Raw genomic sequence first — 13,854 nt, 5'->3', positions numbered from 1 at the left:
GTTCAATTTAATAGTAGACTAGTCGTCTACAATATGGTTAAAAAAATTTAGGTTAATAATTCTTCTGTAAATTCAATAAAGAGGGAGAGGGGTTTTGCACTTTTGGTGGACTTCATCCGTAGGATGGCCCCTTCCCAGTTGTTGAGCATGTAGGCTGCCAATTTTTTTGCATCTGTCGTATTGCCAATGCTGCCATCCTCTTGTCCTTCCTTGATGCAAGCTTCAAATAGCGCTTCCCACCGATCAAGCTCATGGGCAACCCCATGGGCATAGCTCGATTTTAAATCGCTTAGTTCCAAGCTACAATTCCCCAGCAAACAGCCTTCTGTAAAGTCTTTTTGGATGTACACTAGTCTAATATCCTGGAAAAAGGTCATGAAGCGCTCCTTGGGATTCTTGGTCTTATCCTTAAAGTAAGAGTTGAGCAACTTTAAGGACTCATCCCCATAATTCTTAATGATTTGGAGTCCGAAATCCTCCTTGCTTTTGAAATAATAATAAAAGGAACCCTTAGGAATGTCCACGGCACTTAAGACTTCATTGATGCCCACATTGTTAAATCCCTTTTGGATAATCAAATCACCCCCAATTTTTAAAATGCGCTGTAGCGTAGTTTCCTTTGCTGTTTCCATATTGTATTAGACCAGTCGTCTACAAAAGTAACACATTTTTTTATATTACCGATATTTTGTTGAAAAAGGTCAATCAATATTAAGTCAAAGTGATATCGGAAAAATTGTAACCGACTAGTTGTAAGCTTTTTGTACCAGTCTTTTGGAAATCCACCAATAGTTCCCAGCTGGGTCTTTAACCCCTGCCTGCCGATCTTCATAAGACATATCGGCTGGTTCAAGAACGGATTCGGCTCCATTATCCAAAGCGTGTTGGTACATACGATCCACATCGTTAACAAATAAATAAAAGGAGGTTCGCATTCCTTCAAATTCCCCACGGCCCTGACTGATCATAAAGCAACTATTGCCAATCTTTAAAATACAATTGGCCACATCGCCATTAGGCATGCTTGTTCGATTTAATTCTTCGGCATAGAAGGCATTTTTTAGAAAGCTAATTTCTTGAATGGGGTCAGAAACAAATAAGTAGCTGCTAACCGTTTGGAACCCTTCCGGGATGTACGTATTAAAAATGTCCATTTGAGTATGGTTTAGGTTAATGTGTTGTTTTCAAATTACGTAAATTTAAGTACCTATATACAGGACGAATGATCAGGGAGTTATTGGACATTAACGACTTTATAGTTTTGGTGGAAGAGGCAGATTCCAAGGAAATTACCATTGACTCTTGCACTTTTGACGAGCCGGTAATCGCGGTTGCCTTCTATGGTGCAGGAAATGTGGAACTAAGCGTCCAATTTGAAGGTAAAGAAAAGGCGTATCGTCATAGTAAAGGACTTGCCTTATCCTTTTATGCCGATGACAAGGTGGAATTTGTTCATACAGTCTCCGCAAATAAACCCTTGGAATGCATTCTAATCGCCACCTCACCTCGAAATTTGGAAAAATTACCCCATGGGGAAGGGGAGTTGTTTGCCCAGATGTTGAACCAGTTGGTGCATCCCTCTGACCACTATGTGCAGGGCCCCAAGTTTTATATGACCCCAGAGATGCAGTCCATTGTCCACCAGATATTTCATTCGCCCTACCAAGGAAAGACCAAAATGATGTTTTTCCGTAGTCAGGTTACTACATTACTATCCCATTTTTTTGGACAATTGGCTCAGCGGGATGAGGACGGAATCAAGACATCAGAAAAGGAAAAGTTGGTACAGGCCAAGGAGATCTTGGCACAAAATCTGGATGCGCCTCCTTCCTTATCAGAACTTTCCAAGCAAATAGGATTGAATAGCTTTAAACTGAAAAAGAACTTCAAGGCCTATTTTGGGGTGCCTGTTTTTAAATATCTTCAAAACGAAAGATTGTCCAAGGCGCATGACCTATTGAGAAATCAGGAGGCCTCGGTGCAGGAGGCCGCATGGCATGTGGGATATGACAGCTTGAGTTCCTTTTCCAACGCCTTTGCAAAAAAATACGGTTTTCGTCCCAGTCAAATAAGAGGGTAGCTAGTGCGCATCCGTCCGAACCGAACAAATGGATACGGCCCCTTTTTTCCCTTTGAGCGGCACACTTCCAATATGTTCAAAAATGTAATGGGAGTCATCCAGGCGATTTTTCAAAGTCTCAGATACCAAAAGTTCACTGCCCAAATTGTTGCACTGCCCTTGAATTCTGGCTGCGGTATTGATCGTATCGCCATGATAGGCTATTTCCTTTTTGTATTTCCCCACTTCGGTTACCGTAACAATTCCGGCGTGTACGCCAGCTTTAAAAAAGGGAAGGCAGTCGTAGGTGTTCTCGTAATACTCCCGCTTGCTTTCCAATTGCTGTTTGAACCTGTAAAAGGTCTTGAGTAGATTCTGATTATGAATGCCCTCATCCAAAGGCCAAGTCAACACGGCTTCATCCCCCACATACTGATATATTTCGCCATTATTGGCCGCAGCAATTCCCAAATCGTTGAAACAATCCTGCACTAGTTTGCTATAGGTTACATGACCCAGTCGTTCAGCCAAAGTGGTTGAGGCTTGTAGATCCAAAAACATAAAGATGCGTTCTTCCTCATGAGGCGTGTAGAACCTTCCCATAATCAATTTGACCAAATTCCCTTCCCCAAGCATAAGGTTTACCTGCCGAAGAATGGACAAAAAAATATTCACACAGGTCACGTAAAAATAAATGGCCACACTTCCTGTATCAAATGCAAAAGTGAGCAGGTCAATGGATGTGCCAAAATACAGACTGTATATACCGAAGGCGACCACCACTAGGAGAACCATAAATAGGAGTGTGTAGAGTAGCTGTATAAGTAGAAACTTTCTAAGTGAAATATTCTTATAGATGCGTTCTTCGGAAATAATCTGAGCCAAGCCAGAAACGAATCCCATAATGGGTCCCAACGAAAAGGCAATAAGCAGGCTATCCTGAAATTCAAACTTAAGACTGCCCACTTCTTCCGTACCCACACCACGAACGATACTTAGAAAGACAAAACTCAAGGTCCAACCAATCATATAGAATCTAAGGGTGCGCCATCGGCGTTTGTTGATCCATGTTCCAACCATATTTTCAAAGTTATCCTTTTCGAACAAATCTTCCTCCGTTTTGAACAAATCAAGCCAGAAAACCCAAGGTAGTTTTGTCCTGTAATCAAAAAAACCAAAGAAATGAAAACAATAAAAACATTAGGCATATCTATTGCGATCTGGATTCTAGGGGTATCTGCATTCACATTGATTTACGAGCTACCTATACTGGAAAACAGATATGTACAAGCCAATATTGGGTTGGCCTTGGTAGTCCCAATTTTGGTATGGGCAGGTGCTTGGTTGTACTATCGCAAGGGCAGCTTAACCCACGGTTTAAAGTTGGGATTGATCATGCTTTTGGTAAGCGCAACCATGGATGCTTTGATCACAGTGCCCTTGTTGATTCTTCCATCTGGAGGGACCTATGCAAGCTTCTTTGGATCCCTGGATTTCTGGCTAATCGGTTTGGAATTCATCGGGATAAGTACCCTCTTTTGGTATTTCAAAGTGCATAAACCAAAACAACAATAAAAAGTATAACATCAAAATTAGAAAATCATGAAAAACAACATTTTAGTATTGGGCGGAAAAGGAAAAACAGGCCGCCGAGTGGCAGTACGACTATCAAAATTGGGACATAATGTGCGTATTGGATCCCGAAGCGAAACTCCCGCATTTGATTGGGACAAACCAGAAACTTGGGCAAAGGCCATGGAAGGAATGGATAGCATGTACATTACTTTTCAACCCGATTTGGCCGTACCTGGGGCATTTGAGGCCATTCAGGGATTGATGGAGGAAGCAAAGCGACAAAACATCCAAAAGGTAGTGTTGTTGTCCGGTAAAGGTGAAAATGAGGCGGAGCGCTGTGAGCAAGTCGTCATTGATTCTGGGGTGGCAAATACCATTGTACGTGCCAGTTGGTTCAACCAAAATTTTAGCGAAAGCTTCTTCTTGGAACCCATTCAGCAAGGATTTGTGGCTTTACCCCACGCCGATGTAGAAGTTCCTTATGTGGACGCTGATGACATCGCTGACGTAGTCGTAGAAGCTTTATTGAAGGAGGAACACAATGGAGAAATCTACGAATTGACGGGTCCAAGGTTGTTGACCTTTAGGGAAGTCATTCACGACATCTCCAAGATTACGGGTAGGGAGATTGGATTTATGCCTATTTCCCTGGCTGATTATGTAAAAGCTATGGAAGATCAGGGAGTCCCTGCAGATTACGTTTGGTTGATCAATTATTTGTTCGCCGAAGTACTCACCAATCCTGATAATCAGGTTATCAAAAGGGATATTGAAAAAGTGTTGGGAAGAAAGCCCACAGATTTTTCAGAATATCTGGAAAGAACAGTAACCACTGGCATCTGGAACGAACCAGTTAAGGCGTAACCCCAGTTTATTTGAAAACCAAGGCGGGCATTACTGTCCGCCTTTCTCTGTTAGGGGCATTAAAAAATGCTTAACGGCATAATTACCAATTTCTCGTCCTAGCCGGTGCCCCTCCTCCGAATCATACCGGAAATGGATGCCCAGGTAGATGCGCGATAGTGAAGCTTCCAATCCCGCTTCGGTAAAACTTGTAAATGACCGTGTAGGGGGATGCATCTCTATTTTCTCCGAAAACGGTCCAGCACTGTCCACTTCTTGGGTCACCATTACAAAATCGTAGTCATTTCCTTTACCCAAGGTATGCGCCAAAGTTTCCATGGCTGCAGAACTGGCGGTGCCATGAGCCGAGGGATACGAAGGAAATGCATAGGTGTGTTGGTGTAAATTATTCCAATCCAAGTCTGCCAGGGTGTTGGGGTTTCCGTCATTTTCTGCCCAGCGGATGGCAGTATAGGGTCTCCAATGGTTGTAATGGAACTTGTTGTCGAAAACATTGATATAGGCATCGTATACAGCCATGTTCATTAGTGCGTAAAGCCGTGCGGCTTCCCATAGATTTAGTTCCTCTTTTAGCACCAGTTGCCGGGCCAATCGGTTATGGGAGTTTTCCACAAAATCCTTCCACCACATAGCTAAATGGGCTTGATCTGTTGTCCGTATTTTATTTTGGGTACTGCCAACTTCCTTTACTTCGTTAAAGGCCTTAGTATATGCCTCACTTTGGATATCTGGCGGAGGCGGAGATCGAAAATGATCAGGTGTGGGCAGCATAAATGGCTCTGCCTTTGCCCAGCCCGAACCAAAAATAAAACCTTCTGGAGTTCCACTATGCTCGTTGAACTCTGCATAGACACCTGGAGCCATAGGATGCCAAGTATATTCGGCTTCACCGTCCCAATCATCTTGCTGACGTTTTTGTAGAATAGCTTTTACCGATTTTTCAGCAAGTGCTTTAGCACTAGAATATGGATTTTCAGGATCAGGGAGCCAAAGATGGAGTTCTGCCTCAAATTCATCTCTTCTGTCCGGATATTGCGCAGTTGCTACCAGATATGCAGCGTAAGCGACAGTTGCCAATGGATCACCTTGCCCATCCGGTTCAGAAAAAGAATAGTTGTTGTAGACAGGTGAAATTGAATTAAGGGCATCATGAATGGCGATATGCATCATTGAGATTGTCCGGAGCCCTTTTAGGGTAAGTAGACCATCTTCTTCCACAGCGACCTCCATTATTTTTTGATTCCAAGCGTTGAGTACTTCAGGGCCGTAAGCTGTAATGTCAACCCTCTTTTCTGTACATCCAAGCCATAAAAATGTACAAAGAGCAACAACAACCAACCTGGACAAGGGTGAGATTGATTTTTTCATGTCTTCGCGAATTTAATTACAACCATAAGCTGCTGAATTTTCCAAACAGATTTGCGTGGAAAATGAGCAGTTATGATTCGTTTGCGTTAAAATAAAGGGGGAAGACTTCTGATAACTAATTTACGTTAAAATTCTAATAATCAATAGAATAATATCGATAAATAAGAGGTCTTATATTAGTCAGGAGCAGATTCTCGATAATCAGGAAACAATTGACCATCCATCCAACTCAATTCACGTATCTCTACAGTGGTCTTGGTCCAATGTGTGGACTCGTCGTAGATTTCACCTTGTTCTTTTTTGAACAGGATTTTATCTGGAAGTCCGCCCAGATCATTTGGAAAAATAAATTGTTCTGCGTGGAAGTACACCCCAGCGTCTGAAACTTGCGAAAGAGCAGCTACATCTTTAAGCTCACCATTTTGGACAAAAAGATAGACGCCTCCACCGTCTTCCCCACAAGCTTCCGAAAAATAATCAACATATAACATGCCGTCCAAACCTGGAATACCTTTGTCGTCAAACGTTTTTATGTCAAAATGCGAGTTGGACAGGGAAATTTTCTTTTCATCATACTTCCCGTTTACTACATTTCGTATGTTGAGATAAATTCTGTCCCCTTCCTTGGAATAGGCGAAATAATAGTTTTCACCGTTCAGCGTTTTTCGTTCCAAAGATAACAGTCCACCAAGGACATAACCAGTGACGCCATCATCATATTTTACCTTGTAAAATGGGGAATCAAAACCTTTATAGGGCCAGGAGAAATTGGTCTTTTCCACAATTTCTACCCATTCCCCAATTTTAAGAAGCTCCAGAACCTTGGATTCAGCACTGGGTGAGGTTCTAAGTTTAACGTCATTGCCAAAAACATATACCTGTTGCCCGGCCTGAAAGGAACATTCTTCTTCAGGACAATGATAGCTGTTTTGCGCATGTGTAAAAAGGAGTGTAAATAGGGTGGTTAGGGCCGTGATCAGAAATTTTGCTTTCATATCGTATCAATTTTAAGATGAAGACAGCCCAAAAGGGTGTTATCTTATATACGGAGCAAAATGTTAAAATGGTTTATGGCGAGGCCGTGGAACGGTGGGGAAATGAAGGGGGCAAAAAAAAGAAGCCCCGTCCATGGCAAGGCGGGGCTTCTAAAATCAACAAAAAACACTATCCTCTTCTTCCCTTCTCCTGCATTTTCTTTTTGCCGTTCATGCGTTTTCCAAGTGCTAATTTTTTCCAAGTTTTGTATTGTTCCTCGGTCAATACCTCCTTCATTTTTTGATGATGGGCTATTTGACGATCCAATCGGGCATTTTCCATGGCAAAACGTTCATCTGCCGTAGGTTTTTTAAAAGTGCCGCTTTCCTTTTTTGCTTGGAACTCTTCATGCTTGGCCTTTCTAAACTCAGCCTGTTCCAAGCTAATGGCCATGACCTGTTGTTCTTGACGGCTTGTAAGGTCGAGTGCCAAAATGAGCTTTTTGGTATGGAGCGTAGCCAGCTGCTCGGCCGTCATGTCCGCCTTAATTTTTTTCCCCATCCTGGAATCCTGATGTCGTTGAGCCATGGCCCCAACAGAGGTCAACAACACTACAAGTACTACTAATCGTTTCATATGCTTAAATTTTTAATGATTTGGTTATTGGACATAGCTTATGCCCAATGGTTTAATAACCAAGTATCATTTATGAAGCTTTTAAGAATTGGATTAGCAGGGGACCTACTGGGAAGATTTCAAAGACTCTTCTTGGGTTTCATTATGTTCCAAGGTATCTGCGAACTGTGTTTCAACAACTTCCCCATTTCGGATTTGTTGCTGAAATTCTTCATACTGTTCTACACCATAATAGATGGTGGCTGAAATCAGAAAAGCGCAGAAATAAAGTAGACTTTTGATTTTGTAGGTCATGATTTTAGGATTTGGGATTACTAAAATAGGGAAACCGTTAGCGCGTTCCCACGATATGTTGTGAAAATAGCACTTTTAGATGTGAATCGGATAAAATGTATGGTATAATCGATAAAATGCATGGTTTACCGAAAATCCATCAAGTCTTGTGTTATATTCTTACAAAAGCATCGCTATTTTGGGTCCAAAATCGCGTCAATGCGCTCCAAAGCATCTTGAAGATGATACCTGCTCATGCGATCGGAAATTCTACCCAGCCCATTTCTGATATCCCTTTTTAGGTTACCAAGCTCTGCTCTTGCCACGGAGCGAATGTCAGACTGACTTGTGTTTATTATGGTAGATTTACGATAGCCCCCAAAATCAGGAAGCTTTCCTTGATTTCCAGCAGTCATCAAATACTCCAATCGATCTATATGGGCTTTCTGAAGATTTCTTCTATAGGTATCAATGGCCCTTCCGCTTCGGGTTTCTGACCAAATTCCATTTCGCAGGTCTTGCATCATTTCCAACAACCCGTAGGCATTGGAACCATTTATGGTCTCATTTTCAATAAGACGTGCCATTTTTCCCAAATGCAGGATGGTGTTCAAATAGCGCACTTGGGTGGAACGGATATTCTCCACAGATCCGGAATATTGAATCTTATTAAAAATTTCCTGATCAATTAGCCAATCCGGGGTTTTAAATAATTGCTCCTGGATGAATGCCATGCAGTTTTTCTGATGTTCCTTGGACACATGGGTGTAGACCGCACCATCTTGATCTGCGGTTTTATAATGTTCGTAAACACCCCCAATATTATTGGCCACATGACCCATATATCTTCTGTATTGGGCCACCACTTGTCCGTACAGCGTACCCAAATCATCATAATTTTTACCCTCTTCCGTGGTCCATTGGGCCAGATTTGGAACAATTCGTTTCAGATTTTCAATCCCATAAAGACTGGCTTTAATGGCATCGTCACCAATATCTTCCGTTTGGGAGCTTGGATCATGGATGTCACCAACCTGCTGGTGTCCAAAGCGATACATGGGATCATTTTCATGCTCACGAATCCAGCTGTTCAGAACGGGTTTCTCTTCTGTGGCCGATTTGTCGAGAATAGGTTTATAGCCCCATTTAATGGCATATTTGTCATAGACCCCAATATTGGGCATCAATGCCACATCGCCATCCCCGGGTTGTGCCACATAATTAAAGCGGGCATAATCCATTATGGAAGGAGCGGTACCGTGTTTTTTGGTAAAGGATACAGACCGAAGGGAATCCACTGGATAGGCAGCACTGCTTCCCATATTGTGTGGCAGTCCAAGTGTATGTCCAACCTCGTGGGCGGACACAAACCGAATTAATCTTCCCATTATTTCATTCTTAAAAGCTACGCTTTGGGCTTCAGGGTTTATGGCTGCGGTCTGCACAAAGAACCAGTTCCGCAAGAGGGTCATTACATTATGGTACCAATTAATATCGGATTCCAAAATCTCCCCACTACGCGGATCACTTACGTGCGGGCCATTGGCATTGGGAATAGGGGAGGCCAAATAGCGCACCACAGAATACCTAACATCTTCCGGAGACCATTCTGGATCTTCTTCTGGGGTAGGAGGGTCTTTGGCCAAAATGGCATTTTTAAATCCGGCCGCTTCAAATGCAACTTGCCAGTCCTCAATACCTTGTTTGATGTAGGGAATCCATTTTTTAGGGGTAGCCCGATCCACATAATATATAATGGGCTTCTTGGGTTCAACCAATTCTCCCGCTTTGTACTTTTCAATGTCTTCGGGTTTCACCTCCAAACGCCAGCGATCTAAATAGCGAACTGTTTTACTTTCCTGGGCATCCAAGCCGTAATCTACCTGTCCGCGGGCAAACCAACCCACGCGCTCATCAAAGTATCTACGTTTCATAGGTTCCTTGGGCAACAGGATCATGGAATTGTTGATTTCTATGGAAATGGATCCCAGACTTTGATTGCTTGGGGCTTCCTTGGCAAAATAGGTCTTCACGTGGCGGGCTTCCACATTAAGCGGATAACTTTTGATGGTCTCAATATAACTCCGATCTCCATCCAATCGGCTAACTTTAAATTGTTTGCGACGGCCTTCGGGCAAGCCAAGGGGATTGACGTCTTTGGTAAACAAAGGATCTACCTCAATGACGGTTGCTGGGTTTAAGGAATCTTTTTTATTGAATGCCTTGATGTTGAACGCAAAAAGTACCGGTTCAAAATTGGAATTGACCACGGCTTCATGGATCGGCAATGAATCTGCTGCCACATTCCCATATGAAACTACCCGTAGCAGTACCTTTTTGGGTTTTTTCTCCCACCGCAATACCTGTGTATTGATTTTTCCACCGCCAAAACCTATACCAGTGGCGGTTTTGGAGATTCTGCTTACCATCAACATTTCTCTGTTAAATAGAGAATCGGGAATTTCGTAGAAATGTTTGTCGTCTACCTGATGTACTTTAAATAAACCGTCATCTGTTTTAGCTTCCTTGGTAATTACTTTATCATAAGGCTTGATATCCCCTTTTTTGGGTTTGTCGTTGCTTTTTTGTTCGGTATTCTTCTTTTTCTTTTTGAATAATTGGGCTTCGGTGGTTTGGAAAGAGCCCATGAATAAGAGTACTAAAAGTACTTTGAGAAGTAAATTACGGTTCATTTGAAATCTGTTTGGTGTAATCAACGGCTCCAAAGAACCTAAAAAAGAGCAAAAGAGACTGTTAAATAATTACTAACTCTCAAATTTTCGGAACAATGTGCCAACCTTTGGGAGTCCTGAATTTTACTGATGGTTTGGCTTGAAACCCCACCTATAGCTGGGCTGAAGGGGAATCAGTTTTTCCTTAAAATTTCCCAAAAGCTGTAACAATTTAGAATTTGGGTAGTCTTATAAGCATATATCATCAATCAAAAAATTCAATCAAAAATGAACAAGTTATTAATGATTTACGGTTGCGTCCTCTTAAGTAGTACCGCCGTAGCAAACGACCAGCAAAGTACCCATGCTGTTGTAGAAACAAAAACCGAACAGCTTAGTACGTTTGAGAACAATGTAACGCTACTTCAAATAGGTGGCGATTTAACTGAGGCAACCTCAAAAATCTATAATACGTGGAGCGAAGGTGCCTTTGAACTTAATTTAAATGAAATAGAGTTCTTGGAAGAAGATGTGGAAGTTGATCTTGGCTTTGACACCTCGGATTATCTTCCTTCGGATTTTAATCCCTACGAAACCTATTTTGATTTGAATTCCATTATATACATCGAAGAAGAAACCGAATTGCAATTGGATTTTGACTCCAGCTTGCACTTACCGGAGGGATTTGATCCCTATTCGGAAATCGTGGATGTACATTCCATCAATTATATGGAGGAAGAGGATTTAGATCTTGGTTTTGATACTCGTGATTATCTTCCAGAAGGTTTCACGCCTTATGAAGCGTATATTGATTTAAATGCGATTCCGTATATAGAAACTGAAGTTGAGTTGGAATTGGGCAATGGTTTTGAACATTCCCTTCCTGAAGGATTTGATCCTTACTCTGATGTTTTGGAAGTGACTTCCATTAACTATATGGAAGACGAAAATATAGAATTGGGTTTTGATACTGCAGCGTATCTCCCAGAAAACTTTGACCCCTATTCTAGGGTTGATTAGGTAGGATGTAATTTTCATTTTACAAATTTTTGAGTTAGTTAGTTAAGAGAAGCCCTCGGTTCCGAGGGCTTTTTGATTTTACCATCTTATTCTCTTCAAAATTTGTTGCGCCCCTTTGCAGTTAACAAAAAAATAACACAAAAATCGACCAAGTGTAAATGGCAAAAAAAAACATTTAACACTATCAATCTGACAAAATTTATCTCTTGAAATTACAGGGTTCGTAACTGTTAAAATGAGTTTTTAGCAACTCCATTATTACCCTCATTTAACCCTTTCGTTAACAAAAAACTAATTGTAATAATCTTCACATTTTGTGGTTTTATCTTTGTCGTATAATTAAAAAACAACGGTTATGAAAATCAGAAATATTTTAGTAACACTGTTCGCCATAGCTACCATATATGCTGCTGCGAACGATAATAAGAGCGTAGCTCCAGTAGAGCACTTTGATGTGAATACTGTAGAATTTATTGAGGAAGAAATTGAATTGGGATTGGGCTTCGATACCGCCAAATATCTTCCAGAGAATTTTGACCCCTATAGCGGTGATTTTTCCCTAAAGGCCATCAATTATATTGATGATTGTGATGAAATAGAATTAGGATTTGATACTTCCGAGTATCTACCTGTCGGATTTGATCCGTATATACAGTAAAGTTAGTTTCATACTATTTTTTTGAGTTAGTTAGTTTAGTTTGTCAAAAGCCTCTCCACTTGGAGGGGCTTTTGTAATTTACAGTGATATGTGGACTGTCCATCACTTGTTCCATATGTCAGGTCGAGCGCAGTCGAGACCTACTCAAAAGAAGGGTTTTTAAGACCTCTCGATGCTCCTTCGACTGCGCTCAGGATGACATCTCGAAGTGACAGCAGCTATTATTAAGGCCGAAATCTTGAATTATTACATCTACCGCTTTAAAACAACACGGGAATAACAAACTGGAACACCAAAATCAACAAGCCCACGGCAATCAAATTCAGGATTACCCCAACGCGGGCCATTTGTGGAACTTTTACATACCCACTGGCAAAGACTATGGCATTCGGAGGCGTGGCCATGGGCAGCATAAAGGCACAGCTACTGGCAATGGTCACTGGAATCAATAAATAAAGTATTGGAATGTCGAGACCTATGGCTATTCCTGCAACAACAGGGATTAACACGGCTACCAGGGCCACATTGCTCATCAATTCAGTCATAAAAAGCATGAGAGCAATCAATAAGGAGGCTGTAAGCAGAATGCTTATTTCGCTGTTGGCAATTGCTCCAGCCACCAAATCCACGATACCGCTGGAAGACATCCCTTTCGCCAAGGCCAGTCCTCCTCCAAAAAGAATCAGGATGCCCCAGGCCAGTTTGGAAGTGTCTTTCCATTGAATGATAAAATCCCCTTTTTTCAGATTATAAGGAACCGCAAAAAGAGCAATCGCGGCAAAAATACTGATCATGGTATCAGAGAGTCCCAGTTTCGGGAAAATACTATTGATCAAGGCCCTGAATATCCAAAGAAAGACAGTAATGCCAAAGATGGTCAATACCAGCTTTTCTTTCCCTGAAGTGGGCCCTAGCTTTTCCAATTCAGTCTGAATGACTTCTTTGGAAGCATTGAATTGAAGATCTCTGTTGGGATACATCCATTTAACCAAGACCACATAACAAATCCCGATCATAATTATGGAAAATGGCAGACCTATGGTCATCCATCTTAAAAATGAGATTTCGGTGTTGTATTCGTTTTCCAAAAGCCCGATCAATACGGAATTGGGCGGTGTCCCTATAACGGTAGCAATCCCTCCCGCATTGGCTGAAAAAGCAATGCCCAGCATAACACTCAAGGCAAAATTCCTATCGTTTTTGGTAAATCCATCCTCATCATTGATCAATAAATTGATCACCGACAATGCTATGGGAAGCATCACCACGGTACTGGCCGTATTGCTGATCCACATGCTTAAAGCTCCTGTGGCAATCATAAAGCCCAAAACAACCCTATTGGGTGTGGTCCCTGTCAAACGAATGATGTTCAGCGCAATGCGTTTGTGAAGATTGACCTTCTCCAACGCCAAAGCCATGACAAATCCACCAAAAAACAGGAAAATAATGGGACTACCGTAATTGGCACCCACTTCTGCAATGGGCAAAACCTTTGCCAGAGGAAATAAAAGTAGGGGCAAAAGGGCGGTAACCGAAATGGAAACCGCTTCTGTGATCCACCAAATCAACATCCAAAGAGCGACCGCAATTACGGGATCTCCCTGTTCAGATATAATTTCAATAGGTAGGAAAGTTAAAAGCAGGTAAGCTATTGGGCCAAGCAACAACCCAACGATTTTGGATTTATCCATATGGTCAAAAATTCAATGGCCTAAAGATAATCGGTGGAGGGCATATGAAAAAACCTTCCCGTT

The 13,854-nt window shown here is 41.8% G+C and carries 14 protein-coding genes; 5 read left to right on the top strand and 9 right to left on the bottom strand.

Annotated features, from left to right (window positions below):
* Window positions 1–47: 47 nt before the first annotated feature.
* Together ACOOE0_RS02040 and ACOOE0_RS02035 are read right to left on the bottom strand one after the other, a co-directional pair.
* Complete coding sequence (locus ACOOE0_RS02040) at window positions 48–632, bottom strand: TetR family transcriptional regulator C-terminal domain-containing protein (RefSeq protein WP_420400812.1); 585 nt, start codon at window positions 630–632, stop codon at window positions 48–50.
* A 114-nt stretch (window positions 633–746) separates the two neighbouring features.
* Window positions 747–1,154, bottom strand: a complete 408-nt coding sequence (locus ACOOE0_RS02035) for a VOC family protein (protein ID WP_420400811.1) — start codon at window positions 1,152–1,154, stop codon at window positions 747–749.
* 68 nt (window positions 1,155–1,222) lie between these two features.
* Here ACOOE0_RS02035 and ACOOE0_RS02030 point away from each other — a divergent pair, with 68 nt between their 5' ends.
* Window positions 1,223–2,080, top strand: a complete 858-nt coding sequence (locus ACOOE0_RS02030; protein WP_420400810.1) for a helix-turn-helix transcriptional regulator — start codon at window positions 1,223–1,225, stop codon at window positions 2,078–2,080.
* Here the strand turns inward: ACOOE0_RS02030 and ACOOE0_RS02025 are convergent, their stop codons facing one another.
* The gene (locus ACOOE0_RS02025) at window positions 2,081–3,166 is read right to left on the bottom strand and encodes an adenylate/guanylate cyclase domain-containing protein (RefSeq protein ID WP_420400809.1); all 1,086 of its coding nucleotides are present in this window, start codon (window positions 3,164–3,166) and stop codon (window positions 2,081–2,083) included. It abuts the gene before it with no gap.
* 75 nt (window positions 3,167–3,241) lie between these two features.
* Here ACOOE0_RS02025 and ACOOE0_RS02020 point away from each other — a divergent pair, with 75 nt between their 5' ends.
* Both ACOOE0_RS02020 and ACOOE0_RS02015 read left to right on the top strand, forming a co-directional pair.
* A complete protein-coding gene (locus tag ACOOE0_RS02020) occupies window positions 3,242–3,634 on the top strand; it encodes a DUF5367 family protein (RefSeq protein WP_420400808.1) in 393 nt (130 codons plus the stop codon).
* A gap of 27 nt (window positions 3,635–3,661) precedes the next feature.
* The gene (locus tag ACOOE0_RS02015; protein WP_420400807.1) at window positions 3,662–4,498 is read left to right on the top strand and encodes an NmrA family NAD(P)-binding protein; all 837 of its coding nucleotides are present in this window, start codon (window positions 3,662–3,664) and stop codon (window positions 4,496–4,498) included.
* Between the two features lie 30 nt (window positions 4,499–4,528).
* Here ACOOE0_RS02015 and ACOOE0_RS02010 read toward each other — a convergent pair whose 3' ends face one another.
* The 5 genes from ACOOE0_RS02010 to ACOOE0_RS01990 form a co-directional block, all read right to left on the bottom strand.
* On the bottom strand, window positions 4,529–5,866 hold the full coding sequence (locus tag ACOOE0_RS02010) for a vanadium-dependent haloperoxidase (RefSeq protein ID WP_420400806.1): 1,338 nt from the start codon (window positions 5,864–5,866) through the stop codon (window positions 4,529–4,531).
* A 176-nt stretch (window positions 5,867–6,042) separates the two neighbouring features.
* Window positions 6,043–6,861 (bottom strand): SH3 domain-containing protein, encoded by an 819-nt coding sequence (locus ACOOE0_RS02005; protein WP_420400805.1) that lies wholly within the window; start codon window positions 6,859–6,861, stop codon window positions 6,043–6,045.
* Between the two features lie 169 nt (window positions 6,862–7,030).
* Window positions 7,031–7,477 carry a hypothetical protein gene (locus ACOOE0_RS02000; protein WP_420400804.1) on the bottom strand — a complete coding sequence of 149 codons (447 nt, stop codon included), beginning with the start codon at window positions 7,475–7,477 and terminating at the stop codon, window positions 7,031–7,033.
* 105 nt (window positions 7,478–7,582) lie between these two features.
* Window positions 7,583–7,771, bottom strand: a complete 189-nt coding sequence (locus ACOOE0_RS01995; protein ID WP_420400803.1) for a hypothetical protein — start codon at window positions 7,769–7,771, stop codon at window positions 7,583–7,585.
* A gap of 173 nt (window positions 7,772–7,944) precedes the next feature.
* Window positions 7,945–10,443, bottom strand: coding sequence for a zinc-dependent metalloprotease (locus ACOOE0_RS01990; protein ID WP_420400802.1), 2,499 nt, complete (start codon window positions 10,441–10,443; stop codon window positions 7,945–7,947).
* A gap of 267 nt (window positions 10,444–10,710) precedes the next feature.
* Between ACOOE0_RS01990 and ACOOE0_RS01985 the strand changes: the two genes are divergently transcribed.
* Both ACOOE0_RS01985 and ACOOE0_RS01980 read left to right on the top strand, forming a co-directional pair.
* Window positions 10,711–11,442 carry a hypothetical protein gene (locus ACOOE0_RS01985; protein WP_420400801.1) on the top strand — a complete coding sequence of 244 codons (732 nt, stop codon included), beginning with the start codon at window positions 10,711–10,713 and terminating at the stop codon, window positions 11,440–11,442.
* A gap of 355 nt (window positions 11,443–11,797) precedes the next feature.
* Complete coding sequence (locus ACOOE0_RS01980) at window positions 11,798–12,100, top strand: hypothetical protein (protein WP_420400800.1); 303 nt, start codon at window positions 11,798–11,800, stop codon at window positions 12,098–12,100.
* A 260-nt stretch (window positions 12,101–12,360) separates the two neighbouring features.
* On the opposite strand, the gene ACOOE0_RS01975 is transcribed toward ACOOE0_RS01980, so the two are convergent.
* Window positions 12,361–13,791: an SLC13 family permease gene (locus tag ACOOE0_RS01975; protein WP_420400799.1), complete on the bottom strand. Its 1,431-nt coding sequence runs from the start codon at window positions 13,789–13,791 to the stop codon at window positions 12,361–12,363.
* Window positions 13,792–13,854 lie beyond the last annotated feature (63 nt).

The sequence above is a fragment of the Flagellimonas sp. genome (genome assembly GCF_965215805.1).
Taxonomy (GTDB): domain Bacteria; phylum Bacteroidota; class Bacteroidia; order Flavobacteriales; family Flavobacteriaceae; genus Flagellimonas.
The sequence above is the reverse complement of the archived record's forward strand: the minus strand, read 5'-3'. Positions and strand labels throughout refer to the sequence as shown.